Origin of the sequence: Pseudonocardia lutea, from assembly GCF_042658055.1 — a bacterium.
GTDB lineage: Bacteria > Actinomycetota > Actinomycetes > Mycobacteriales > Pseudonocardiaceae > Pseudonocardia > Pseudonocardia lutea.
In genome coordinates this window covers 50,872-75,043 of the sequence record NZ_JBHSQK010000006.1, presented here as the reverse complement: position 1 = coordinate 75,043, position 24,172 = coordinate 50,872, and the positions used below count along the sequence as shown (strand labels likewise).

Genomic DNA, 24,172 nt, shown 5'->3' with positions numbered 1-24,172 from the left:
CCGCGGGCCGGCTCCCGGCGTCACCCGGCGGCTCACCAGAGCGACTGGACCACCACGCCGTCGTGCAGGGTGGAGACCGTGTTCCGCCTGCTCCACGCCATGAACGCCGGCGGGTCCTCCCAGCTCTCGATCGCCTGCCGCCAGTGCTCGGGCACGCCGGCGGGACCCTGATGGACCTCGTTGAGCACGAAGATCGTGTTCCCGGTCGGCGCCGAGTTCGGGTCCACCGGGTCGGAGAGCTCCGGCCCCTTCGAGATCGTGTAGGAGAGCGGCGCCTCCTCGCCCTCCCGGGGATGGCCGGTCATCCACTTCGCGTGGCTGGGTGAAGATCCGGTCGCCCTCCGCGACCTCGTCCGGACCGACCGTCCACGTGACGACGATGTTCGTCCTGCCCGTCTCCGACACCGGTGTCCTCCTCGGGGTCGGCCCCGCACGCCGGCGGGACGCGTACCGGGCTCACGCCCCGGAGCGCGAGGTGGCAACTACGTACTTGTCCATATTGGCCCGGCCAGCAGCTCCGCCGCCCGCTCGCCGATCATCACGGCGGTGGCGGCGGGGCCGCGCCGAGGGACCGCCGGGAGCACCGAGGTGTCCGCCACCCGCAGGTTGGCGAACCCGTGCACCCGCAGGTCCGGGCCCACGACCCGGCCGAGGGCGGCGCTGCCGCAGAGGTGCACGGAGGTGGTCAGGACCTCCCGGATCCAGCCGTCGAGCCGCACGTCGTTGCCGAGCACCCAACCCTCGGGTACCGCGCGGTCGAGGCCGGCGACCCGCAGCAGGTCCGCGGCGATCCGGATCGCGGCGCGCAGCCGTCGTCGATCGGCCTCGGTGCGCAGGTAGCGGTAGTCCAGCAGCGGCGGCGCGAGCGGGTCGGCCGAGGTGATGGTGAGGTCGCCGTGGCTCTCGGGGCGCTGCAGCGCGCACATCAGGTGCACCTCGCGGCCTTCGCTGAAGGGCCGCGCGAACAGCAGGATCTCCAGGTCGCCCGCCGGGTCGGAGCCCGAGTCCAGGTTCAGCGCGGCCTGCCCGGCGACGGCGTCGGGGTGCGGCGGCGGCCCGGGCCACCGGAAGGGCAGGTAGACGCTCGGGTGGTCGGACCATCCCTGCCCGACCGGCAGCTCCACCCGCACCGGCACGCCGACCTGCCGGAGCACCGGCTCGGGTCCCACCCCGCTGTGCAGCAGCAGGTGGGGCGATCCCACGGCTCCGGCCGCCAGCACCACCTCCCCGGCCCGGATCGTGCCCGCCGTCGTCTCGACGCCGAGGGCGCGGTCGCCCGCCAGCAGCACCCGCAGCGCCCGGACCTCCGGCCGCACGGTCAGCGTGGGCGTCTCCGGCGCCGCGCCCCACGGCGGCGGGAGGTAGGCCGTCGCGGCGCTGATCCGCACGCCCTCCGCGGCGTTCGACGGGACGGGCCCCGCCCCGGGCGGTCCGCCGGCGTTCTTGTCGGGCTCGTCGGGATAGCCGAGCGTGGCGCAGGCGCCGAGGAACACCGGCGTGACCGGGGCGAGCAGGTGCCCGGCGGGCCGGCGAACCCGCAGCGGCCCGGCGGCGCCGTGCACCGGCCCGTCGAGGTCGAGGTCGGCTTCCGAGCGCCGGTAGTACGGGAGGACGTCGTCGTAGGACCAGCCGGGGACCGCCCAGTCCGCGAAGTCCTGCGGCACCGCGCGCACGAAGTACGACCCGTTGATCGCCGAGGAGCCGCCCACCACCCGCCCGCGGGGCACCGAGACCATCCGGCCGCGCACCAGCCGCGCGGCGTACTCCCAGTTCAGCGGGTGCCCGGGGGCGGTGGCGGCGAGCGACGCGGCGCTCGTGACGTCCGGCAGCCGGGAGGCCGGTCCCGCCTCGACCAGGCAGACCGAGCGGTCGCCGCGCTCGGCCAGCCGGCCGGCCAGCGCGCACCCGGCCGAGCCCGCACCGACCACCACCACGTCGTATCCGGGGTCGGTCACGGTGCGAGGATGCCGCACGTGAGCCCCCGGGACAGCAGTGCCGCGCGCGACCTCGCCGACTTCGTCTCCGCCTCCCCCACCCCGTACCACGCGGTGGCCGAGGCGGTCCGGCGGTTGCGCGGGTCGGGGTTCACCGAGCAGGTCGAGACCGAGGAGTGGGACGACTCGCCGGGCGGGCGGTACCTGGTGCGGGACGGCACCCTGCTGGCCTGGCACGTCGGCGACGGCGCCCGGCCGGGCTCGCCGTTGCGGATCTTCGCCGCGCACACGGACTCGCCCACGCTGAAGGTCAAGCCGCGCCCGGACACCGGCGCGGCGGGCTGGCGGCAGGTCGCCGTGGAGGTCTACGGCGGCGCGCTGTGGAACTCGTGGCTGGACCGCGACCTGGGGCTGGCCGGCCGGCTCGCGCTGTTCGACGGGACCGTGGTGCCGGTGAACGTCGACCGGCCGCTGCTGCGCGTGCCGCAGCTGGCGATCCACCTGGACCGGCAGGTCAACCAGGGCCTCACCCTCGACGCCCAGCAGCACCTGCTTCCGATCTGGGGCGTCGGCGAGGTCCGGGAGGGCGACCTCCTCGAGTTCCTCGCCGCCGAGGCCGGGGTCGACCCGCGGCAGATCGCCGCGCACGACCTCGTGGTCCACGACCTCACCCCGCCGGCCCGGCTCGGCCGCGATGGTGAGCTGCTGGCCTGCCCTCGCCTGGACAACCTGGCCTCGGTGCACGCCGGGCTGGCCGCGCTGTTCGCGGCGTCCCGGTCGAGCACCGGGGTGATCCCGGTGTTCGTCGGCTTCGACCACGAGGAGATCGGCAGCGGCACGGCGACCGGCGCCGCGGGCCCGCTGCTGGAGACCCTGCTGACCCGGCTCGCGGGCGGGTTCGACGTCCGGGCGCGGGCCTTCGCGGCGTCGCGCTGCCTCTCGGCGGACGTCACCCACGCGGCGCACCCCAACTACCTGGAGCGATACGACCCGGGCCACCGGAGCATCCCCAACGGCGGACCGACGCTCAAGGTCAACGCCAACCAGCGCTACGCGACGGACGCGCCCGGTGCCGCCGCCTGGCACCGCGCCTGCCAGCGCGCGGGCGTCCCGACGCAGTTCTTCGTCGGCAAGAACACCATGCCCTGCGGAACGACGGTGGGGCCGATCGTGGCGACCCGGCTCGGGATCCGGACCGTCGACGTCGGCATCCCGGTGCTGTCGATGCACTCGGCCCGCGAGCTGTGCGGCGTCGACGACCCCGGCCACCTCGCCGCCGCGGGCGCCGCCTTCCTCACGGACCCGACATAACGGGCTCAATGGACTCCTGTCACGCTTCCGTTTGACGCCGCACGCACCACGCGTCACCGTCGGCCCGTCTATTCCGCGACGACGGGGAGCAGACGATGACCGGTACGGTGAGCGGCCCTCGCGACGCCGAGGCGATCCAGCGGTCGCAGCGACGGCGGGCGGTGTTCGCCTCGACCGTCGGCACGACGATCGAGTGGTACGACTTCTTCCTCTACGGGACGGCGGCCGCGCTCGTCTTCCCGAAGCTGTTCTTCCCCGGTGAGGATCCCTACGTCGGGATCCTGCTGGCCTTCGGGACCCAGTTCGCCGGTTTCGCGGCGCGGCCGATCGGCGCGGCGATCTTCGGGCACTACGGCGACCGGATCGGCCGCAAGTCCACCCTGATCATCACGCTGCTGCTGATGGGGATCGGCACGGCGCTGATCGGCGTGCTGCCGACGTACGCGGCGATCGGTCTCGCCGCGCCCATCCTGCTGACGATCCTGCGGATCGTGCAGGGCGTCGCCGTCGGCGGCGAGTGGGGCGGGTCGGTGCTGCTCGCCATGGAGTGGGGCCACGCCAAGCAACGCGGGTTCATGGCCAGCTGGCCGCAGCTCGGCGTCCCGGTCGGCCTGCTGATCTCGACCGGGCTGGTGCAGCTCATGTCCGCGACCACCGGCCCGGCCTTCCTCACCTGGGGCTGGCGGGTGCCGTTCCTGGTGAGCGTGGTGCTCGTCGGCGTCGGGCTCTACGTCCGGCTCCGGGTCCTGGAGAGCCCGGAGTTCGCCGCGGTCAAGGCGAAGCAGACCGTGGTGAAGCTGCCGATCGTCGACGCCTTCCGCACCCAGTGGCGGGAGATCCTCAGCTCGGCCTTCGTGCGGCTGTCCGAGCAGGCCCCCTTCTACCTGTTCATCACGTTCGTGCTCAGCTACGGCACCCAGCAGCTGCAGCTGAACCGGGGTTCACTGCTCAACGACACGCTGGTCGCCGCGGCGATCGGGCTGTTCAGCGTGCCGTTCTTCGGCTGGCTCTCGGACCGGATCGGCCGGCGCACCATGTACGGCATCGGCATCGTGTGCACCGCGCTGTTCGCCTTCCCGTACTTCGGCCTGCTGAACACCCGGGTCGCCGGGCTGGTGCTGCTGGCGATCGTGCTGTCGCTGATCTTCCACGACATGCAGTACGGCCCGCAGGCCGCGCTGATCGCCGAGAGCTTCGGCACCAACATCCGCTACAGCGGCGCCGGCCTGGGATACCAGCTCGCGTCGGTGATCGCCGGCGGGCCCGCTCCGCTGATCGCCGCGTACATCCTCAAGAACACCGGGTCCAGTACGGGGATCGCCTGGTACATCGTGATCTGCTGCGTGATCGCCATGATCGCGCTGCTGGTGATGCCGCGCCGCACGCTCCCGGACGAGAGGTCGGTGGAGGCGGCCGTGACCCAGGGCTAGAAGCAGGGGTGGGACCGGGCGAACCGGGCGGCCGGAGATACGGTCCGTGACCGTGACGGATGTCTGCTTCGAGACCGCCCGCGGCATGGCGGCGGCGCTGCGCCGCAAGGAGATCTCGGCGCGCGAGCTGGTCGCGGCCCACCTCGACCGGATCGAGTCGTGCAACGGGGCGGTCAACGCCGTCGTCACGCTGGTCGCGGAGAAGGCCCTGGCCGAGGCCGCGGTGGCCGACGACCGGCTGGCGGCGGGCGAGCCGGTCGGGCCGCTGCACGGCATCCCGATGGCGCACAAGGACACGCACGCCACCGCGGGGATCCGCACCACGAAGGGCTCGCCGATCCTGGCGGACCACGTCCCGGCCGAGGACGAGCTCGTGATCGAGCGGATCCGGGCGGCCGGCGCCATCACGCTGGGCAAGACCAACGTGCCGGAGTTCGCGGCCGGCTCGCACACGTTCAATCCGCTCTTCGGCGTCACCCGCAACCCCTACGACCTCGGCCGCAGCGCGGGTGGGAGCTCCGGGGGCGCCGCCGCCGCGCTGGCCACGGGCATGCACCCGCTCGCCGACGGCAGCGACACGGGCGGATCACTGCGCAACCCGGCCTCGTTCTGCAACGTCGTCGGGTTGCGTCCGGCGCCCGGCCGTGTGCCGTCGCACCCCGTCGAGCTGGCCTACTCCACCCTCAACGTGCAGGGGCCGATGGCGCGCACGGTTGCGGACGTCGCGCTCCTGCTGTCCGTCATGGCCGGGCCGGACCCGCGCAGCCCGATCGCGATCGAGGAGAAGGGGTCGGTGTTCGACGTGCCGCTGGGCCGGGACCTGGCCGGGCTGCGGGTGGCGTGGTCCCCGGACCTGGGCGGGTCGATCCCGGTCGACGCGGCCGTCACGGCGGCGCTGGAACCGCAGGTCCGGGTGCTCGAGGAGCTGGGTGCGACGGTGGAGCGCGCCGACCCGGACCTGCGCGGGGCCGACGAGGTGTTCCGCACCCTGCGGGCCTGGGTCTTCGCGGTGTCGATGGGGCCGTTGCTGGACCGGCACCGCGACCGGATGAAGCCGACGCTCGTCGGCAACATCGAGGAGGGACGGCGGCTGACCGGCGCCGACGTCGCCCGTGCCGAGCTCCTGCACTCCGCCCTCTTCCACCGGATGCGGCGGTTCTACGAGAGCTACGACCTGCTCGCGCTGCCGGTCTCGCAGGTTCCCCCGTTCCCGGTGGAGATGGAGTACCCGACCGAGATCGCGGGTGTCACGCAGGGCTCGTACCTGGACTGGATGCGCTCGGCCTACCTGATCTCGGCCTGCGGTCACCCGGCGATCTCCGTGCCCGGCGGCTTCACGCCCGACGGGCTGCCGGTCGGGCTGCAGCTGGTGGGGAGCCACCGCGGCGAGGCGGCGCTGCTGCACGCCGCGCACGCCTTCGAGCAGGCCACGCGGGTCGGCGAGCGCAGGCCCCCGCTGGTGGCCTGACGTGCGTCGCCCCCGGCACCCGTGGGGGCGCCGGGGGCGGCGGGATTCGCGTCAGCTCCCCCTGACGCGGTGGTCCGTCTGCTCCGACTCGAGGATCCAGGCGGCCAGGTCCGGGATCAGGGCGTCCCGCGTGAACCGGTGGCCGAAGTCGGCGTAGGCCATCAGCTCGCGGCTGACCAGCTCCCCCACCCGGTTCGGGAACAGCCGGCGGGCGCGTGCGGCCGCCGTCCTGATCTCGTGCTGCTCGGTGAAGGACATCCGCTCGGTGCCGTTCACCCGTCCGTCCTCTCTCGTGCCGTGCCGGATCAGCATGAACCTCGGACGGAAGCCGGGCCAGGTGGGAAATATGCGTACACAGGATTGGGGAGGCGGGCGCTACGGTGGCACCTCGATCCGAGGGGGGAACCGTGCTCATCACGACCATGAACGACGTCCCGGGGCACCGGATCACGCAGGTCCACGGCGAGGTCTTCGGGCTCACGGTGCGCTCGCGCAACGTCGGCTCGCAGCTCGGGGCGGCCTTCAAGTCGCTCGCCGGGGGTGAGCTCAAGGGCATGACGAAGAACCTCGAGTCCAGCCGCCAGGAGGCGATCGACCGGCTGACCCGGGCCGCCGAGGCGCACGGCGCGAACGCCGTGGTCGCGATGCGCTTCGACACCACGGAGATGGGCGACACCTGGTCGGAGGTCTGCGCCTACGGCACCGCCTGCTCGGTCGAACCCGCCTGAAGCAGTTCCCGGAGGGCGTCCGCGGCCTTGAGCGCCGAGCCGGTCAGCACGGCGACCACCCGCTCGCCGGGCTGCAGCACGCCCCGGCTCCGGAACGCGCGGATCGCCGGGACCACCTGCGCGCTCGTCGGCTCGGCGTAGAGGCCGCGGCGGGCGAGGGCGAGGGCCGCCGGCCCGATCTCCCCCTCCGGCACGGCCACCATCGCGCCGCCGGAGGCCCGGACGGCCGCGAGCACCTCGCGGTCCCGCACCGGCTGGGCGATCGCCGTGCCCTCGGCGATCGTGTGCGGCCAGGCCGCGGGCGCGACGACCTCCTCCCCCGCCTCGAACGCCGCGACGAGCGGGCTGCAGTGCCGCGGCTGCGCGACCAGCAACCGTGGCCGGCGGTCGATCGCGCCGGCGGCGAGCAGCTCGGAGAAGCCCAGGTGGCAGCCCAGGACCAGGCTGCCCGCGCCGCACGGCAGCACGACGGCGTCCGGAGCGGTGAAGTCCAGGTCCTCCCATATCTCGTAGGCCAGCAGCTTGGTGCCCTGCAGGAAGAAGGGGTGCCAGTTGTGGCTGGCGTAGAAGACCTCGGCCGAGCGGCGGACCGCCTCGTCGGCGGTCGCCTGGCGGGAGCCCGGGACCAGGTCGACGGCGGCCCCGTGCGCCCGGCTCTGCTGGATCTTGGCGGGCGACGTGGACTCCGGCGCGAGGATGGTGGCCGCGATCCCGGCGGCGGCGGCGTAGGCGGCGACGGACGAGCCGCCGTTGCCGCTGCTGTCCTCGAGGAGCGCGCCGACGCCCTGGGCGCGCAGCAGCGAGACCATCACGGAGCTGCCGCGGTCCTTGAAGCTCGCCGTGGGGTTGAACCACTCGAGCTTGAGGCCGAGGTCCAGGTCCTGCACCCGGAACGGCAGCAGCGGCGTCGCCCCCTCGCCCAGGGTCACCGGCTCCAGCGGGAGCGGCAGGGCCGCGGCGTAGCGCCACTGCGAGCGGACGGCCGCGTCCACCCGGTCCCGGGTGATGCCCGGCAGCGGCTCGACCATCAGCGGGGAGCCGTCGTCGCCGCGCCAGCGCGGCTCGTCGAGCGGGTAGCGGCGGCCGGACCTGTCGAGGAGCATCGCCCGTCATCCTCGCGCACCGGGTGAGCGGGAGAACACACCGCGGGGGCCCGCCCCGGCGCGAGGCCGACCCGGTTCGTAGTGGCGCGGACCCGGTCGGGCAACATAACGTCGTACCCGGATCCACGACCTCAGGGGGCCGCATGTCATCGCAGGGTTCGGGCCGGCACACGGCCGTGGCGACGGTGGTGTCGGCCATCGTGGCCGTCGCGCTGCTCGCGCTGCTGCTGTTGGTGATGACCGGCTTCGCGCCGCCGCTCGGGGCGAACACCACCCAGGTGATCGTGGGGCTGGTCTGCTTCGGGGCCCTCTACTTCCTGCTGGCGAAGCTGGTCTTCCCGCAGTTCGAGAAGCTCTACGCCGAGCGCGAGGAGCGGATCGAGGGCGGTCTGGCCCGCGCCGAGGAGACCCGCGCCGAGGCGCTGGAGCTCAAGCAGCAGTACGAGCAGCAGCTCGCCGAGGCCCGCGCCGAGGCCGCGCGCATCCGCGACGCCGCCCGTGCCGAGGGCGCCGAGGTCAAGGCCGAGCTGCGGGCCGAGGCCGAGCAGGAGGCCGCGGGCATCCGGGCCCGCGCCGACGAGGAGATCGCCTCCCAGCGGGCCGTCGCCGCGCAGGCGCTGCACGCCGACCTGGGCGCGCTCTCGACGCAGATGGCCGAGCGGATCCTGGGCACCACCCTGTCGGCCCGCGGCACGTCCGCGATCGACCGCCACCTCGCCGAGCTCGAGGGCTCGCAGCGCTCCGCCACGAACTGAGCGCTCCTTCACCCACCGACGGTCCCCGCCGCGACCCCGCGGCGGGGACCTCGCGTTCTCACCGGATGCGGACGGGTCGGGTGGCGGGGTGCCGGGCCGGGAGCCCCGCGGCAGCGCAGGTCGGTCAGTGCGGATCGACGACGGGGGCGGCCAGGTGGGCGCTGCTCCTGGCCAGGAAGTGCCAGCCGGCCCACCCACCACCAGCACGCGAAGAGCGCGATCCGGCCGGGGACCGTGGCCGCGATGGCGGACACGAGCTCGCCGAACGTCGGTCGAGCAGCGCACCGATCTCCAGCGCCGACACGGCGAGGACCAGCGCGCCCCACGGTGCCGCCGATCGGAGCGTGACCCGCCTACGTCCGCCCGCTCGCCCGAGGCGTCCGGGCGCGGCGAGGACCGCCCCGATCACGCCGATGACTGCGGTCACGGCCGTCGCCTGCCAGGTGTGCGTCGGCATCGGCGAGACCAGCACGGCGACCGCCACCGCGAGCGCGAGCACGGCGGCCCGGGTGCGCACCCGCGACACACCCCCGGGAACCGCCGAGGACGAGGCACACGCAGGGTCGACGGGAGGACGGCGCGGTGGCACCTCGCCACGATGCCGTGCCTCCCGACGGTGGTCCAGGTCCGGACGCGCCACCCGCCACCAGCGGAAGCGGAGGGATTCGAACCCCCGGACACTCTCGTGTCTCTCGCTTTCAAGGCGAGTGCATTCGGCCGCTCTGCCACGCTTCCGTCGGGCAGCCTAGCGGCTGCTCGTGGAGCGGGGTCGCGCTACGAGCCCTCGCGCAGGCCGGCGGCGACGCGCTCCATGAAGACGGCGGCCTGGGCCCGCTCCTCGGCGTCGAGCAGGTCGACGACGTACTTGCGCACCCCGGTGACGTGCGTGGGCGCGGCGGCGACGAGCCGCTCGTAGCCGTGCGTGGTGAGGCAGGCGAAGATCCCGCGGCCGTCGGACACGTCGCCGTTCCGCCGGACCAGCCCGGCCTTCTCCATCCGCGAGATCTGGTGCGACAGCCGCGACTTCGACAGCGCGAGCATCTCGGCGAGGGCGCTCATCCGCATCCGGTGCCCCTCCTGCTCGGACAGCACGACGAGCACGCCGTAGTCGCCGTGGGAGAGGCCGTGGCCCTCCTGGAGGTCGCGGTTCAGCCGGTTCTCCAGCAGCGTGGAGGAGAGGATCCAGGCGCGCCAGAACCGCTGCTCGCCCTCGTCCAGCCACGGGGTGGAGGACGCCCGCGGCTCTTCCGACGCGTGATCCGACACAGTTCCGCACCCTACTGGGGGCCCCGGAGCGCTCTACCCGTGATCCGTGGTCGCGGGTGCGGCGCCGCGCGCGGGTGTGCAGCGGGTGCTGTGGCACGGTGCCGGCGGGGGCGCTCGCGTCGTGTCGACCCGACCGGCCCGGTGTGGTGGGATCTCGTCGTCGGTCCGCGGGTCACCCGCCGGGCGTCGGAGGAGGAGCACGGATGCGGTTCGACGAGAACGCGGACCTGGACACGTCGACCATCGACGACCTGCGCGGCGGCGGCGGCGGTGGCGGCGGGGTCGGCGGCCGGGTCGCCCTCGGCGGCGGCGGGCTCGGGATCGTCGGCCTGATCCTCTTCTTCGTGCTCTCCTCCCTGGGCGGGGGCGGCGGCAGCTCGGGCGGCTTCGCGCTGCCGGGCGGGCTCTCCGCGCTGCCCGCGGGACGGTCGGCGGACAACACCCAGATCGCGGAGAGCTGCCGCACCGGCGCCGATGCCAACTCCAACCTCGACTGCGAGGTGACCGCGGTGGTCAACTCGCTCGACGGCTACTGGTCGGACGCGTTCGCCCGCTCCGGCCAGACCTACACCGCGCCCCGCACCAACTTCTTCTCCGGCCAGGTCAGCACCGGCGGGTGCGGCAGCGCGACCTCGGACGTCGGGCCCTTCTACTGCCCGGGCGACTCCGAGGTCTACATCGACCTCACCTTCTTCCAGGAGCTCGAGCAGCGGTTCGGCGCCCAGGGCGGCCCGTTCGCCCGCGCGTACGTGATCGCGCACGAGTACGGCCACCACATCCAGAACCTGCTCGGCACGAACCGCCAGGTCCGCTCCGGCGACAGCGGCCCGACCTCGGGCTCGGTGCGGCTGGAGCTGCAGGCCGACTGCTACGCCGGGGTGTGGGGCAACCACGCCACCACGACCCCGACGGCCTCGGGCCGGCCGCTGATCACGGACGTGACCGACGCGGACGTGGCCGCCGCCCTGGACACCGCGGCCCGGATCGGCGACGACTACATCCAGAGCAACCTGGGCGGCGGCCGCGTCGACCGGAGCCAGTTCACGCACGGCTCCTCGGCGCAGCGGGAGAAGTGGTTCACCACCGGCTACCGCACCGGCGACCCGGCCCGCTGCGACACGTTCAGCACCAACAACCTCGGCTGAGCCGGCGCCTCATCCCCGCTCGACCACCTCCAGCGCCTCGCAGTCGCACCGGGCGCCGAGCGCGTGCAGGCCGCCCTCCAGCGGGTCCCACGGGACGCGGTGGGCGCGGGCCCAGCGCCGCACCTCGCGCAGCGACCCGTCGCAGGTGCGCAGCGCGAGGCAGGCCGCGAGCCGCCGGCGCAGCCCGTCGACGTGGTCGGCGCCCAGGCCCAGCACCACGCAGAGGACGCGCTGCCAGGCGGAGACCGGACGGGGACGGGAGGTGGGGACCGGGCCGGAGGTCCGGTCGGGGTTCGGGTCACGGTCGTGGGTGGTCACGGGCGTGACGCTGGGCCCCGGCACCGACGCTCCCGGTGGCCCGGGCCGCCCCTGCGGCGGAGTCGTCCACAGGATCGGGGGGCTGTGGACAACTCCTCAGGCCGCGCCGAGCAGTCCGGCAAGCTCCGCTCCGTGCCCCTCGACCACCAGCTCCCAGCCGGGCCGCACGAATCGGTCGGCCGTCACCCGCAGCCGCACGTTCTCCACCGGCTCGCCGCGCGGCGCGACGATCGAGATCCCGTCGCGCACGTAGCCGAGCTTCTCCGACACCCGCAGCGAGGCGGCGTTGTCGGTGAACGCGTCGGAGCGGGCGTACCGGGCCCCGAGGTGGTCGAAGGCGTACCCGAGGATCGCCGCCCGCATCTCGGTGCCGAAGCCGCGGCCCTGGTGCGCCAGCCCCAGCCACGAGCCGGAGTCCACCTCGCGGCGGGCGGCGAACTGCGTCGCGGTCAGGCTCTGCACGCCGATCACCCGGCCCTCGCGGCGCACCAGGAAGTGCAGCGCCCAGGCCTCCGGGGCGAACCGCGCCCGTTCCGACCAGAAGTGCTGCAGCGTGCCGCGGCCCAGGTACCGCGGGTCCGCGTCCGTCCACGGGACGAGGAAGGGCATCCGGTCCGGCGGGTGGACCCCCGCGTAGGCGACCTCGACCAGCTCGGCCAGACCCGCGTCGTCGTCGGGCCGGAGCTCGAGCCGCGGGGTGCGCAGGACGAGGTCGCGCTGCGGCCAGTGCGGGGCCGTGTCCACCATGGCCCACCAGCCTGCCGGACTGCGTCCGCGGCCACGACGGAATAGCGTCCGTCCCCATGTACGCGATCACGGTGGCCGAGCCGGGCGGCCCGGAGAACATGCGGTGGACCGAGGTCGAGGACCCGGAGCCGGGTCCCGGCGAGGTGCTGCTGGACGTCGTCGCCACGGCGGTCAACCGGGCCGACCTGCTGCAGCGTCAGGGGAACTACCCACCGCCGCCCGGGGCGTCGGACATCCTCGGGCTGGAATGCTCCGGCCGGGTGGCGGCCCTCGGCGAGGACGTGACGGGCTGGTCGGTGGGCGAGGAGGTCTGCGCCCTGCTGGCCGGCGGCGGGTACGCCCAGAAGGTCGTGGTGCCGGCCGCCCAGCTCCTGCCGCAGCCCGAGCGGGTGGACCTGGAGACGGCCGGCAGCCTGCCCGAGGTGGCCTGCACGGTGTGGTCCAACGTCGTGTCGCACGCCGCGCTGGCGGAGGGCGAGACCTTCCTCGTGCAGGGCGGCAGCAGCGGCATCGGCACGCACGCCATCCAGGTCGCGAAGGCGCTCGGGGCCCGGGTCGCCGCCACGGCCAACCCCGCGCGGTTCGACGTCTGCCGCGAGCTCGGTGCCGACATCGTGCTCGACTACGGCGGCGACGTGCCCGAGGAGCTCAAGAAGGCGACGGACGGCCACGGCGCGGACGTCATCCTCGACAACATGGGCGCCAAGGGGCTCAAGGCCAACCTGGCGGCGCTGGCGTCCGACGGCCGGCTGATGATCATCGGCATGCAGGGCGGGGTGAAGGCCGAGCTGAACATCGGGGCGCTGCTGGCCAAGCGGGGCAGCGTGTCCGCGATGGGCCTGCGCGGCCGGCCGGTCGAGGGCCCGCACGGCAAGGGCGCGGTCGTCCGCGGCGTGCGCGAGCAGATCTGGCCGCTCATCGGCGACGGCCGGGTGAAGCCGGTCGTGCACGCCCGGTTCCCCCTGTCGCAGGCGGCGGAGGCGCACCGCACGCTGGAGGCCGGCGGTGTGGTGGGCAAGCTGCTGCTGGTCGCCGAGTAGGCGGGCATGATGGGGTCATGACGGCACCAGAGGACAACGACGGTCAGCAGCAGGTCATGGTGATCGGCCCCGACGGGCGCCCGGTCGGCATGGCCCGCGTGCCGCAGTCGGAGATCCGCCAGGCCGACGGCGAGGACGGCGAGCAGGGCGGCGTCGGCAGCATGGTCGAGCAGCCGGCCAAGGTGATGCGGATCGGCACGATGATCAAGCAGCTGCTCGAGGAGGTCCGCGCCGCGCCGCTCGACGAGGCCTCGCGGGCCCGCCTCCGCGAGATCCACGAGAACTCCATCAAGGAGCTCGAGGAGGGCCTCGCCCCGGAGCTGCGCGAGGAGCTGCACCGGCTGTCGCTGCCCTTCACGGACGACGCCACCCCGAGCGAGGGTGAGCTGCGCATCGCCCAGGCCCAGCTGGTGGGCTGGCTGGAGGGCCTGTTCCACGGCATCCAGACCGCGTTGTTCGCGCAGCAGATGGCCGCCCGGGCGCAGCTGGAGCAGATGCGCCGCGGGCTCCCGCCGGGGATCGGCGGGCAGGTGCCGGGGCAGATCCCGGAGTCCGGCGGGCGCGGCACCGGCCAGTACCTCTAGACCCGTGTCCGTGCTGGTCGCGGGCGGTGGGCCACCGCTCGCGGCCGGTCACGCACCCGTCGGTACGCTCGTCGGGTGGCCGTGACCGTGGACGACAGCACCGCCGGGCGGGCGCGTCCGGTGATCGCCGACGCGCCCGGCTCGCGGAGTTGGGCGCGCGCCTTCGCCGACCTGCGCCAGGGCTGGCAGCAGCGGGCCCTGTGGGGGCACCTGGGCTGGCAGGACATCAAGCAGCGCTACCGGCGTTCCGTCCTCGGCCCGCTGTGGATCAGCATCAGCATGGGCGTCATCGCGCTCGGGCTGGGCCTGCTCTACTCGTTGCTGTTCCAGGTGCCGCTCGCGGAATTCCTGCCGCACGTGGCCGTCGGGCTGCTGATCTGGAACTTCGTGTCCGGCTGCATCCTCGAGGGCAGCGAGGTCTTCATCGCCAACGAGGGGCTGATCAAGTTCCTCCCGGCGCCGCTGTCCCTGCACGTGTACCGGCTGGTGTGGCGGCAGACGCTCTTCTTCGTGCACAACCTGGTGATCTGGGCGATCCTGATGATCGTCTTCCCGCACCCGCTGGGCTGGTCGCTGCTGCTCGCGATCCCCGCGTTCGCACTGCTGGCGGTCAACGGCGGGTGGATCGCCATCCTGTCGGGCATCCTGGCCACCCGGTTCCGGGACATCCCGCCGATCATCGGCAGCGTCGTCCAGCTGGTCTTCTACCTCACCCCGATCGTCTGGTCGGTCGACTTCCTCAGCAACAACCCGGCGGTGCAGGAGCGCGCCCGGCTCGTCGAGCTCAACCCGGTCTTCCACTTCCTGGAGATCCTGCGCCGGCCGCTGCTGGGCCAGGAGACCGTGTGGCGGTACTGGTACGTGGTCCTGGCGATCACGGTGGCGGGCTGGGCCGTCGGCCTGGTCTGCATGCGCAACTACCGGGCCCGCGTGGCGTACTGGGTGTGAGATGAACGAGCCGAGCATCGATCTCGACGCCGCCTGCGTCGACTTCCCCATCTTCGACGCCAAGACGCGGTCGCTGAAGAAGTCCGTCCTCGGCCGCGCCGGCGGCCGGATCGGCACCGAGGCCAAGGTGCCGATCATCGAGGCGCTCCGCGACATCACGATCGCGCTGCGCAAGGGCGACCGGGTCGCGCTCGTCGGGCACAACGGCGCCGGCAAGTCCACGCTGCTGCGGCTGATGTCGGGCATCTACGAGCCCACGCGGGGCCGGGCCGCCGTGCGCGGCAAGGTGGCGCCGATCTTCGACCTCGCCGTCGGGATGGACCCGGAGATCTCCGGCCTGGAGAACATCATCATCCGCGGGCTCTTCCTCGGGATGACCCGCAAGGAGATGGAGGCCCGGGTCGACGACATCGCCGAGTTCACCGAGCTCGGCGACTACCTGTCGATGCCGCTGCGCACCTACTCGACCGGCATGCGCGTGCGGCTCGCGCTCGGCGTCGTGACCAGCATCGATCCGGAGATCCTGCTGCTCGACGAGGGCATCGGCGCCGTCGACGCCGAGTTCCTCGCCAAGGCCCGCGACCGGCTGAACGAGCTGGTCGAGCGCTCCGGCATCCTCGTGTTCGCCTCGCACTCGGACGAGTTCCTCGCCGACCTCTGCGACACGGCGATCTGGATGGAGCACGGCACGATCCGCGAGTTCGGCCCGCTGCGCGAGGTGCTGCACCACTACAAGGGGCGGGACGTCCTGGCCGAGCACCCGGTACACGGTCACCTGCACGACGCCCACCTCCGCGACACCCCCCACGAGGACGTCGTCTCGTGAGCGGACCGCTCCCGCCGGGGTCCGTCGTCGCCGTCGTCGTCACCCGGCACCGCAGCGAGCTGCTGGTCGACTCCCTGGCCGCGATGGCCAAGCAGACCCACCCGGTCGCGCACCTCGTCGTCGTCGACAACGGGCCGGACCGGTCCGCGCGCGAGGTCGTCGAGGCCTGCGGGCTGCCGGCCACGTGGCTGCCCTCCTGGCACAACCTCGGGGGCGCCGGCGGCTTCGCGCTCGGCATCCTGCACGCGCTCGCCAAGGGCGCGGACTGGGTCTGGCTGGGCGACGACGACGGGCACGCCGGCGACGACACGGCCCTCGCCACCCTCCTCGACCTGGCCGAGCGGCGCGGCCTCGCCGCCGTCTCGCCGGTGGTGGCGGACAAGGCGGACCCGGACCGGCTCGCCTTCCCGCTGCGCCGCGGCCTGACCTGGCACCGCACCCGGCCCGCGCTGCTCGCCGCCGACCCCGGGGGCGACCGGGAGCTGTTGCCCGGCATCGCCTCGTTCTTCAACGGGGCCCTGTTCCGGGCGTCGACGTTCGACGTCGTCGGGGTGCCGGACCTGCGCCTGTTCGTCCGCGGGGACGAGGTGGAGACACACCGACGGATGCTGCGCTCCGGCCTGCCGTTCGGCACCGCGCTGCAGGCCACCTACCTGCACCCGCAGGGCGGCGAGGAGTTCAAGCCGATGCTCGGCGGGCGCCTGCACGCGCAGGACCCGGAGGACCCCACCAAGCGGTACTACACCTACCGCAACCGCGGCTACCTCATGAGCCAACCGGGGATGCGCCGGATCGGGCTGCTGGAGCTGCCCCGGTTCGCCTGGTACTTCCTCGTCACCAAGAAGGACCCGCGCGGGTTCCGGGACTGGCTGCGGCTGCTCAACCAGGGGCGTGGCGAGCGCTTCCACCGCGCCCCCTGAGCACGGGCCGTGGCTCGCGTCGCTACCCTCGACTCGTGACCGCGATCGAGCCCGAGGCCACCCCCGCACCCGCCGGCCACGGGCTCGTCGGCCAGCTCGTCCGGTTCGTCGTGGTCGGCGTGCTGTCCGCGGCCGTCGACTTCGGGATCTACCACCTGCTGCTGGCGCTCGACGCGCCCACCTGGCTCGCCCGCGCGGTGAGCTTCGTCTGCGGCACCACCACGGCGTACCTGCTGAACAAGCGGTTCACGTTCGGCGACGCCGCGGGCGGGCGCGGTCGGCTGGCCGGGTTCGTGCTGCTCTACGCCACGACCTTCGGCATCGCGGTCGGGGTGAACGCCCTCGCGCTGTACCTGCTGCCCGAGGTCGCGTTCAAGGCCTCGATCGCCTGGGTGATCTCGCAGGGCACCGCCACCGCGATCAACTTCGTGATGCTGCGGACCGTGGTCTTCCGGGCCCGCTGAGCCTGCTCCGCCGCAGGTCAGAAGCTGTAGCCGCCCAGGCGGTAGCGCCGGCGGACGGTCACCGAACCCATGCCCGCGCGGCCGTAGACCCGGAAGTGCGGGGCGCCCGGGCGGGCCGTCGCCGGGACCTTGCTGCGGACCGTGCCCATGGCCGCGACCAGGCCGTCGACGTCCGCGCTGGCCTCGTCCGGCACCAGCAGGCGCGCCGATCCCGCCCCCAGCTCCAGCTCGATCTCGATCACCGGGTGGGTCAGCTCGGCGTCGGTGAAGTCGAGCAGCACCGAGCCCATCGTGCTGTGCACGCGCAGCCGCGCCGGGACGACCCAGCGGCCGCTGCGGCGCAGCGCCCCCATCCCGGTCCGCAGCACCATCGGCGGGCCGACCGGCGTCGACAGCGCGGTGGGCCGCATGACGTCCAGCGGTTCGCCGGGGAGGTCCGCGAGCGGCGGGACCAGATCGGAGGCGTAGCGCGCCGCGTAGACCACGGCGAGGCGCTCCTCGAGCTCGGCCACGGTGATCCGGCCCTCGCCCAACGCCGTGTGGAGACGGGCCGCGGCACGTTCCCGGTCGGCGTCGGAGATCCTGATCTCCGGGCGGGGCGGCACGCTCACCTCTGCAGGGTAGCGGCCAGCGGGAACAGCCACGCCCCCTCCAGGGCGACGCCCGCGGAGCCGGTGACGCGGCGGGTCCAGTCCAGGACCGGGGCCGGGTCGCGGCCGGGCTGCGGCACGACCAGGACCACGGTCACCCCGCTGCCGCGCAGATCGCGGGCCGCCGCGTCGGCGTCGGGCGGGGGCAGCCCGCGCCAGGGGCCCGCCACGAGCTCGGACCACGCCGCACCGGCCTGGTAGCGGTTCCACGGGGACTCGATCAGCACGGGATGGTCGGCGTCCGAGCCGAGGAAGTAGCCGCCGGTGAGCCGGTACCCGAAGCCGGACGCGATCTGCGTGCGCAGCGGGTCCGCGCCGCCGTACCAGTCGGCGGTGACCCGGGGCCAGGTCTCCACCACCTGGCCCGTGAGCTGCGGAGGGGCCGGCGCGCCCGCGGAGGTGCTGCGCTGGGCGTCGGCCGGCAGCCAGGAGACCGCGGCGAGGATCGCGACGAGCGCGACCGGCCGCGGGAACCGGTCGAGCGCGAGGCCGGCCAGGACCGCGACCGCCAGCGTGACCACGACCTGCAGCCGGACGGGCTCGACCTCGGCGAGCAGCGGCACACCCAGCACCACCCGCCACGGCAGGGGGACGCCGGTCGGCTCGGCCCCGACGAACAGCTGCGGCCCGAGCGCCAGCAGCCAGGCGACGGCGCCGACCACGGCGGCGACCCGCGCCGCGGTCCCGCACGCCGACACCGCGAGGAGGACCAGCACCAGGACCGCGACGCCCAGGTAGCCGCCCTGCTCCCCCAGGTTCCCCTGCATCTCCGCCGGGGCCGGCACCGGCCGGATCGCGGTGAGCCAGGTGGGGAGGAGCGTGTTGGCCAGGTCGGCGCTGCCGTACTCCGGCGAGCGCAGCGGGCCGCGCGGGCGCGCGGGCCCGGCGAGCACCAGGTACATCGCGTACCCGGCGAGGACCGCGTAGACGGCGAGGCACGACGTCCCGGCGCGCAGCAGCGCGGGGAGCCGGTCGACGGCGCGGCGCGGGTACCGCGCGGCGAGCACCGCCGCCAGCACGACCAGCATCAGGACGCCGATCGCGAGGGTCTGGGTGTAGAGCCAGGCCTGCAGCGCCAGCGCGAGCCCGGTCAGCGCGCCGAGCAGCCAGGGTCGGCGGAGGTCCCGCACGAACAGCCGGTGGGCCACCGCGAGCAGGACCGGCGGCAGCACCGCCCACACCAGGTTGAGGTGCCCGGCCTGCAGGTGGGCGAGCACGAACGGGGAGAAGGCGTAGAGCGCCCCGGCCACGACGCGGGCGGCCGGCGACCGCACGATGCCGCCGAGCGCGGCGACGGCCGCCATCCCCGAGACCGCCGGCCCGAGGACCATGCCGACGTTGAAGGCGGCCGTCGGTCCCGCGGTGAGGGTGACCGGCGCGAGGAGCACGCCGAGCAGCGGGACCGCGGTGTTCCACAGCGCGTTGACCCCCACCGGGTAGTGCTGCAGGTCGGTGACCAGGGGGTCCGCTCCGGAGGTCAGCGCGTGGGCGGTGTGGGCGAGCCACCAGGTGAAGCCCGTCGCGTCCGTGGAGACACGCCCGATCGCGCTGCCGGCGAAGTCGTCGAGGACCCGGTGCTGCAGAAGCAGCGAGATCGCCAGGTACAGCAGGGCGGCGAGGCCGAGGTGGCCGTGTCCGCCCCGCGCCGCCGGCGCCGCTGGGACGGGCGCGGGAAGGGACGGCGCGGACACGGGCGGCAGGGTGGCACAGACCGGGAGATCAACGCCCACGGCGGGTCGGGGCCGGCGTGCCCTCGATCCATGCCAGGCTGCCGTAATGCACCTCGCGTCGGCGGAAGCCCGCCGCGTCGCGCCGCGGCAGCGGTGGAAGGTCGCGTCACGCGCTCGCTGGGGACTGGTCGGCGTCGCGCTGCTCTACTCGGTGTGTTCCCTGGCACTGCACCACCGCGTGCTCGGCGACCTGTCGGCCTCGACGGTCGGCTGGGCCTCGTCGGACAGCCACCAGTTCATCTGGTGGCTGGAGTGGTTCCTCCACGCCGTCTCCACCGGCGCGAACCCGCTCTACACGACCTACCAGCACTACCCGTACGGCGTGAACGGCATGTGGAACGTGCCGGTGCCGGTGCTCGCCGCGCTGATGGCTCCCGTCACCGCGACCGCGGGCCCCGTGGTCGCCTTCAACGTCGCGATGATCCTCGGCCCGGTCGCCTCGGGCGTCGCGTTCGTGGCGGCGACGCGGCGCCTCGTGCCGAGCCTCGTTGCGCGCGCGGTGGCGGGCGGCCTCTACGCCTTCTCCCCCTTCGTGGTCGCCCACGCATCCGTCGGTCACCTCAACCTGGTGTGGGCCGTCTTCCCGCCGCTCCTGATCTGGTTCGTCGACAGCGCCCTCCTGCGGCACGACCCGAGCCCGTACCGGACAGGCGCGCTGTTCGGCCTCGGACTGGCCCTGCAGACGGGCCTGTACACCCAGACCCTCGCGGTCGGCGCGGTGTCGCTCGTCGTGGTCGCGCTGGTGCTCGCCCTCCGGAACCCCGCGCTGGTCCGTCGCCGGCTGCCGACCCTCCTCCGGTCGACCGTGTCCTGCCTCGTCGTCTACTTCGTGCTCTGCGCCTATCCCTTCTACCTCCTGCTCGCCGGCCCGAGTCGACCGCTCGAGCGGATCCGGCCGCCGGACGAAACCATGGCCGACGCGGCGAACCTCCTGTTCCCGAGCCCACTCACGGCCGTCCGCGTCGACCCCGGCGGTTTCGGCGAGCGCCTGGCCCTGCATCCGGGCGAACAGGGTGGCTACATCGGGCCCGCGCTGCTCCTGCTGGTCGTCGTGGCCCTCGCCGTCGGAGTCCGTCGAGAGGTCGTCCGGCCGGCGGCCCTCGTCGGCGCGATCCTGATCGTCCTCTCCTTCGGCATCCATCTCGTCGTCCTGAACGAGGTGCTCCTGCCGGTCATGCCGTGGCGGCTGCTCCTCGACGTGCCGCTCCTCGGGGAGATCGAGCCGGTCCGGCTGCAGATCTTCATCGCCGCGTGCCTCGCGCTGACCGTGGCGGTGTGGGTGGAGGACCTCGTCGGCCGGCCCCGCACCGTCGGGTGGTGGGCCGCTGTCGGGTTGACGGTCCTCACGGTGGTGAGCTGGGTGCCGGCACCGGACGCGGTCCGCACGGTGCACACGCCCGTCCCCGCCTTCTTCACCCGCGAGGCGGCCGAGGTTCTCGGCCCGGGGGCGGTGGTCGAGGTCACCCCGCGCGCGACGGGAGCGTGGGAAGGCGGCGCGGTCGCCCTGCTGTGGCAGGCGGAGTCCGGGATGGCCTACCGCGCCACGGGTGGCTACTTCATCGGGTCGGGCCCGGGCCGGCCTCTCCTGCTCGCCGGACCCGTCAACGCCTACCAGGCGGGGATCGACGCGCTCCGGACCGGCGCCGACCCCGGCTCGCCGACCGGCGCCCGCCGGGAACTGCAGCAGCTCGGGGTGACCGCGATCGTCCTGGTCCCGCAGGACGGGGAACCCGCCGCTGCGCGGGTCCTCGACTGGACGCGTGCCGTCAGCGGGGGGAGCGGACGGCCGCTCGGCGGCGTCGTCCTCTTCGAGCTGGCTCCCTGACCACCCCGCCCGCGGCCGGGTGGTGCGGGTCTCCTCGCCGTCGTCGGGCCCCGGGTCGGTCCGGGCGTCCCGGCGGCGCGTCGGTAGCCTGGCTCCCGATGACCAGCCCAGCCAGCGAGACCCGGACCCTGCACGGGTGGGGGCGCACGGCGCCCACCGTGGCCACGGTGATCACGCCCCGCACGCCGGAGGAGGTCGCCGCCGCGGTGAAGGCCGCCGGCGCCCGCGGGATCATCGCCCGCGGCCTCGGCCGCTCCTACGGCGACCCGGCGCAGAACGCCGGCGGCACCGTGCTCGACATGACCGGGCTCGCCCGGATCCACTCGATCGACGTCGACTCGGGCGTCGTCGACCTCGACGCCGGCGTCTCGCTCGACACCCTGATGCGCCGCGCGCTGCCCTTCGGCCTGTGGGTGCCTGTCCTGCCCGGTACGCGGCAGGTCACCGTCGGCGGCGCGATCGGCGCGGACATCCACGGCAAGGCGCACCACGTCGTCGGCTCCTTCGGCTACCACGTCGAGGCGATGACGGTCGTGCTGGCCGACGGCTCGATCCGCGAGCTCACGCCCGAGGGGTCCGAGGCGGAGCTGTTCTGGGCGACCGTCGGCGGCATGGGCCTGACCGGGGTGATCGTGCGGGCGCGGCTGAAGCTGCACCACGTCGAGACCGCGTACTTCAAGGTCGACACCGAGCAGATCGACAACCTGGCCGAGCTCATGGAGCGCCAGACCCAGGACGACGAGAAGTACGCCGAGTCCGTCTCCTGGTTCGACGCGGTCACCACCGGCGCGCACTTCGGGCGTGGCCTGCTGACCCGGGCGAACCACGCCACGCTCGCGGACCTCACGCCGAAGCAGCGGAAGGACCCGCTGAAGTTCGACGCGCCGCAGCTGCTGACCGTGCCCGACGTCTTCCCGCCCGGGATGCTCAACCGCGTCACCGGCAAGCTGTTCAGCGAGCTCTGGTACCGCAAGTCGCCCACCAGGCTCGGCGCCATCCAGAACATCACCCAGTTCCTGCACCCACTGGACATCGCCGGTGAGTGGAACCGCGGCTACGGCCCGCGCGGCTTCCTGCAGTACCAGTTCGTGGTGCCGCTGGAGCGCGGCGACGTGATCCGCACGGTGCTGGAGCGGATGACCGAGGCCGGCCAGGTCTCGGCGCTGAACGTGCTCAAGCGGTTCGGCGAGGGTAACCGCGCACCGCTGTCCTTCCCCAAGCCCGGGTGGACGCTCTGCGTCGACATCCCGATCGGGCCCGGCCTGAACGAGCTGTGCGACGAGCTCGACACGATCGTGCTCGACGCGGGCGGCCGGCACTACCTGGCCAAGGAGTCGCGGACCACGCCGGAGGCGATCCGGCGCGGCTACCCGCGGCTCGAGGAGTGGCGCAAGGTGCGCGCCGCCGTGGACCCCGAGGGCGTGTTCGCCTCCGACCTCGCACGACGACTGGAGCTGCTGTGATCGACACCCGGAACGAGCGGAGCGGGTCGTGATCGACGCCGTCGGGAACCCGCAGAGCATCCTGCTGCTGGGCGGGACCTCCGAGATCGGTCTCGCCACGGTCGAGGCCTTCGCCTCGGACCGGCCGATGCGGGTCGTGCTCGCCGCGCGGCCCTCGCCGCGCCTCGCGGACGCCAAGGCCCGGCTCGAGGCCAAGGGCTGCGCCGTCGAGACCCTGGACTTCGATGCCAAGGCCCTCGACACCCACCCCGCCGTGATCGACAAGGCGTTCGCCGAGGGCGACGTCGACGTGGCGATCGTGGCGTTCGGCCTGCTCGGGGACAACGAGGAGGCCTGGACGGACGCCGCGAAGGCCGTCGAGCTGGCGCAGGTCAACTACACCGCGGCCGTCTCCGTCGGGGTGGCGCTGGGCGACCGGCTCACGCAGCAGGGCCACGGCGCGCTGGTGGCGCTGTCCTCGGTCGCCGGCGAGCGGGCGCGTCGGTCGAACTTCGTCTACGGCTCCACCAAGGCGGGGCTCGACGCCTTCTACACCGGCCTCACCGAGGCGCTGCGACCCTCCGGGGTCACGGTCACCGTGGTCCGGCCCGGGTTCGTGCACACCAAGATGACCGAGGGCCTCAAGCCGGCCCCGCTGTCGACCACCCCCGAGGCGGTCGCGGAGGTCATCGTCCACGCGGTGCGGACCAAGCAGGAGCTGGTGTGGGCGCCCGCCCCGCTGCGCTTCGTGATGTCGGCGCTGCGGCACGTCCCGCGCCCGCTCTTCCGCCGCCTCCCCCTCTGACGGCCGGTCGGCGACGGCCCGGGAGGCCGTCGCCGCCGACGCGGCTCACCAGCCGTCGACGTGCAGGACCTCGTCGAGGGGCTGGCGCGGGGCGGGCTTGAAGTCGGTGCCCTTGGTGTAGGCGACCGGCAGCAGGACGCCCTGCTTCACCGTGGGCGGGACGCCGAGCAGCTCGGCGACCTCCTTCTCGTAGCGCAGGTGCAGCGACGTCCAGGCGCTGCCCAGTCCGCGGGCACGCAGCGCGAGCTGCAGGCTCCAGGCGGCCGGGAGCAGCGAGCCCCACAGCCCGGCCTGGTTGCCCGCGGGCAGCTCCTCGGTCCCGGTCTCGATCGCCCCGATCACCAGCACCGGGACCTCGGCCATCACCTCGGCGAGGTACTCCGCGCTCGAGGCGACGCGCTTCTGCGTGGCGTCCCGGTTCGCGTCGCCCGACGCGTGGTTGGCGGCGTAGCCCGCGGAGTTGCGGTAGGCGTCGAAGGAGCGGGCGTAGAGATCCGCGACGGCCTTCCGCTTGGCCGCGTCGGTGAGCACGATCCAGTGCCAGCCCTGCTTGTTGCTGCCGCTCGGCGCCTGCAGCGCCACCTCGAGACTCTCGCGCACCACCTCGAGCGGCACCGGCCGCTCGAGGTCGAGGCGCTTGCGGACGGAGCGGGTGGTCGTCAGCAACTGGTCGGGATCCAGCGGGAGCAGCTCTGCCATGCCCCCGATCATGCCTCGCGGACCGACCGAGCGG

The 24,172-nt window shown here is 73.9% G+C and carries 26 protein-coding genes and 1 tRNA gene; 15 read left to right on the top strand and 12 right to left on the bottom strand.

Going from position 1 to position 24,172, the window contains the following annotated elements:
• Nucleotides 1-32 precede the first annotated feature (32 nt).
• Both ACFQH9_RS02830 and mftG read right to left on the bottom strand, forming a co-directional pair.
• Nucleotides 33-305: a hypothetical protein gene (locus tag ACFQH9_RS02830; RefSeq protein WP_379563852.1), complete on the bottom strand. Its 273-nt coding sequence runs from the start codon at nt 303-305 to the stop codon at nt 33-35.
• 177 nt (nt 306-482) lie between these two features.
• On the bottom strand, nt 483-1,955 hold the full coding sequence (gene mftG / locus ACFQH9_RS02825; protein WP_379563850.1) for a mycofactocin dehydrogenase MftG: 1,473 nt from the start codon (nt 1,953-1,955) through the stop codon (nt 483-485).
• A gap of 18 nt (nt 1,956-1,973) precedes the next feature.
• Between mftG and ACFQH9_RS02820 the strand changes: the two genes are divergently transcribed.
• The 3 genes from ACFQH9_RS02820 to ACFQH9_RS02810 all read left to right on the top strand — a co-directional run bounded on the left by ACFQH9_RS02820 (nt 1,974) and on the right by ACFQH9_RS02810 (nt 6,143).
• Nucleotides 1,974-3,245 (top strand): M18 family aminopeptidase, encoded by a 1,272-nt coding sequence (locus ACFQH9_RS02820; protein ID WP_379563848.1) that lies wholly within the window; start codon nt 1,974-1,976, stop codon nt 3,243-3,245.
• A 95-nt stretch (nt 3,246-3,340) separates the two neighbouring features.
• Nucleotides 3,341-4,675 carry an MFS transporter gene (locus tag ACFQH9_RS02815; protein ID WP_379563846.1) on the top strand — a complete coding sequence of 445 codons (1,335 nt, stop codon included), beginning with the start codon at nt 3,341-3,343 and terminating at the stop codon, nt 4,673-4,675.
• A 52-nt stretch (nt 4,676-4,727) separates the two neighbouring features.
• Entirely contained in the window at nt 4,728-6,143 is a 1,416-nt protein-coding gene (locus ACFQH9_RS02810; protein WP_379563844.1) for an amidase, read from the top strand.
• A gap of 51 nt (nt 6,144-6,194) precedes the next feature.
• Here the strand turns inward: ACFQH9_RS02810 and ACFQH9_RS02805 are convergent, their stop codons facing one another.
• Complete coding sequence (locus ACFQH9_RS02805; RefSeq protein WP_379563842.1) at nt 6,195-6,419, bottom strand: hypothetical protein; 225 nt, start codon at nt 6,417-6,419, stop codon at nt 6,195-6,197.
• 131 nt (nt 6,420-6,550) lie between these two features.
• Here ACFQH9_RS02805 and ACFQH9_RS02800 point away from each other — a divergent pair, with 131 nt between their 5' ends.
• Nucleotides 6,551-6,871, top strand: a complete 321-nt coding sequence (locus ACFQH9_RS02800; protein ID WP_232868178.1) for a YbjQ family protein — start codon at nt 6,551-6,553, stop codon at nt 6,869-6,871.
• Here ACFQH9_RS02800 and ACFQH9_RS02795 read toward each other — a convergent pair.
• On the bottom strand, nt 6,838-7,974 hold the full coding sequence (locus ACFQH9_RS02795) for a threonine synthase (RefSeq protein ID WP_379563839.1): 1,137 nt from the start codon (nt 7,972-7,974) through the stop codon (nt 6,838-6,840). The two genes, ACFQH9_RS02800 and ACFQH9_RS02795, sit on opposite strands and share 34 nt — an antisense overlap.
• Before the next feature lie 143 nt (nt 7,975-8,117).
• Between ACFQH9_RS02795 and atpF the strand changes: the two genes are divergently transcribed.
• Nucleotides 8,118-8,729, top strand: coding sequence for a F0F1 ATP synthase subunit B (gene atpF, locus ACFQH9_RS02790; protein WP_379563837.1), 612 nt, complete (start codon nt 8,118-8,120; stop codon nt 8,727-8,729).
• 8 nt (nt 8,730-8,737) lie between these two features.
• Here atpF and ACFQH9_RS02785 read toward each other — a convergent pair whose 3' ends face one another.
• The 3 genes from ACFQH9_RS02785 to ACFQH9_RS02775 form a co-directional block, all read right to left on the bottom strand.
• A complete protein-coding gene (locus ACFQH9_RS02785; protein WP_379563835.1) occupies nt 8,738-8,983 on the bottom strand; it encodes a hypothetical protein in 246 nt (81 codons plus the stop codon).
• Nucleotides 8,984-9,379: 396 nt separating this feature from the next.
• Nucleotides 9,380-9,464 (bottom strand) — tRNA-Ser (locus ACFQH9_RS02780).
• A gap of 39 nt (nt 9,465-9,503) precedes the next feature.
• Nucleotides 9,504-9,995, bottom strand: a complete 492-nt coding sequence (locus ACFQH9_RS02775) for a MarR family winged helix-turn-helix transcriptional regulator (protein WP_379563833.1) — start codon at nt 9,993-9,995, stop codon at nt 9,504-9,506.
• A 203-nt stretch (nt 9,996-10,198) separates the two neighbouring features.
• Between ACFQH9_RS02775 and ypfJ the strand changes: the two genes are divergently transcribed.
• A complete protein-coding gene (gene ypfJ / locus ACFQH9_RS02770) occupies nt 10,199-11,140 on the top strand; it encodes a KPN_02809 family neutral zinc metallopeptidase (RefSeq protein WP_379563831.1) in 942 nt (313 codons plus the stop codon).
• Nucleotides 11,141-11,149: 9 nt separating this feature from the next.
• Here ypfJ and ACFQH9_RS02765 read toward each other — a convergent pair whose 3' ends face one another.
• Together ACFQH9_RS02765 and ACFQH9_RS02760 are read right to left on the bottom strand one after the other, a co-directional pair.
• On the bottom strand, nt 11,150-11,458 hold the full coding sequence (locus tag ACFQH9_RS02765) for a DUF2695 domain-containing protein (protein ID WP_379563829.1): 309 nt from the start codon (nt 11,456-11,458) through the stop codon (nt 11,150-11,152).
• Between the two features lie 96 nt (nt 11,459-11,554).
• Nucleotides 11,555-12,205: a GNAT family N-acetyltransferase gene (locus ACFQH9_RS02760; RefSeq protein WP_379563827.1), complete on the bottom strand. Its 651-nt coding sequence runs from the start codon at nt 12,203-12,205 to the stop codon at nt 11,555-11,557.
• A gap of 56 nt (nt 12,206-12,261) precedes the next feature.
• Here ACFQH9_RS02760 and ACFQH9_RS02755 point away from each other — a divergent pair, with 56 nt between their 5' ends.
• From ACFQH9_RS02755 to ACFQH9_RS02730, 6 genes are all read left to right on the top strand, one after another.
• Complete coding sequence (locus ACFQH9_RS02755) at nt 12,262-13,245, top strand: NAD(P)H-quinone oxidoreductase (RefSeq protein WP_379563825.1); 984 nt, start codon at nt 12,262-12,264, stop codon at nt 13,243-13,245.
• 17 nt (nt 13,246-13,262) lie between these two features.
• A complete protein-coding gene (locus tag ACFQH9_RS02750; RefSeq protein WP_379563823.1) occupies nt 13,263-13,829 on the top strand; it encodes a bacterial proteasome activator family protein in 567 nt (188 codons plus the stop codon).
• A gap of 75 nt (nt 13,830-13,904) precedes the next feature.
• Nucleotides 13,905-14,777: a galactan export ABC transporter permease subunit Wzm/RfbD gene (gene wzm / locus ACFQH9_RS02745; protein WP_379563821.1), complete on the top strand. Its 873-nt coding sequence runs from the start codon at nt 13,905-13,907 to the stop codon at nt 14,775-14,777.
• Nucleotide 14,778: 1 nt separating this feature from the next.
• Entirely contained in the window at nt 14,779-15,603 is an 825-nt protein-coding gene (wzt, locus tag ACFQH9_RS02740; protein WP_379563819.1) for a galactan export ABC transporter ATP-binding subunit Wzt/RfbE, read from the top strand.
• Complete coding sequence (gene glfT1, locus ACFQH9_RS02735; protein WP_379563817.1) at nt 15,600-16,523, top strand: galactofuranosyltransferase GlfT1; 924 nt, start codon at nt 15,600-15,602, stop codon at nt 16,521-16,523. Before wzt ends, glfT1 begins: the two co-directional genes overlap by 4 nt.
• 35 nt (nt 16,524-16,558) lie before the next feature.
• A complete protein-coding gene (locus ACFQH9_RS02730) occupies nt 16,559-16,987 on the top strand; it encodes a GtrA family protein (RefSeq protein WP_379563815.1) in 429 nt (142 codons plus the stop codon).
• 17 nt (nt 16,988-17,004) lie between these two features.
• Here the strand turns inward: ACFQH9_RS02730 and ACFQH9_RS02725 are convergent, their stop codons facing one another.
• Together ACFQH9_RS02725 and ACFQH9_RS02720 are read right to left on the bottom strand one after the other, a co-directional pair.
• Nucleotides 17,005-17,598 (bottom strand): DUF1707 domain-containing protein, encoded by a 594-nt coding sequence (locus tag ACFQH9_RS02725; protein ID WP_379563813.1) that lies wholly within the window; start codon nt 17,596-17,598, stop codon nt 17,005-17,007.
• A complete protein-coding gene (locus ACFQH9_RS02720) occupies nt 17,595-19,328 on the bottom strand; it encodes a hypothetical protein (RefSeq protein ID WP_379563811.1) in 1,734 nt (577 codons plus the stop codon). The genes ACFQH9_RS02725 and ACFQH9_RS02720 overlap by 4 nt, the downstream gene beginning before the upstream one ends.
• Nucleotides 19,329-19,413: 85 nt before the next feature.
• Between ACFQH9_RS02720 and ACFQH9_RS02715 the strand changes: the two genes are divergently transcribed.
• From ACFQH9_RS02715 to ACFQH9_RS02705, 3 genes are all read left to right on the top strand, one after another.
• Complete coding sequence (locus ACFQH9_RS02715) at nt 19,414-21,192, top strand: hypothetical protein (RefSeq protein ID WP_379563809.1); 1,779 nt, start codon at nt 19,414-19,416, stop codon at nt 21,190-21,192.
• A 98-nt stretch (nt 21,193-21,290) separates the two neighbouring features.
• Nucleotides 21,291-22,655, top strand: a complete 1,365-nt coding sequence (locus tag ACFQH9_RS02710) for an FAD-binding oxidoreductase (protein WP_379563807.1) — start codon at nt 21,291-21,293, stop codon at nt 22,653-22,655.
• Between the two features lie 28 nt (nt 22,656-22,683).
• Nucleotides 22,684-23,439 (top strand): decaprenylphospho-beta-D-erythro-pentofuranosid-2-ulose 2-reductase, encoded by a 756-nt coding sequence (locus tag ACFQH9_RS02705; protein ID WP_379563805.1) that lies wholly within the window; start codon nt 22,684-22,686, stop codon nt 23,437-23,439.
• A 45-nt stretch (nt 23,440-23,484) separates the two neighbouring features.
• Here ACFQH9_RS02705 and ACFQH9_RS02700 read toward each other — a convergent pair whose 3' ends face one another.
• Nucleotides 23,485-24,138 carry a nitroreductase family protein gene (locus ACFQH9_RS02700; RefSeq protein WP_379563803.1) on the bottom strand — a complete coding sequence of 218 codons (654 nt, stop codon included), beginning with the start codon at nt 24,136-24,138 and terminating at the stop codon, nt 23,485-23,487.
• Nucleotides 24,139-24,172 lie beyond the last annotated feature (34 nt).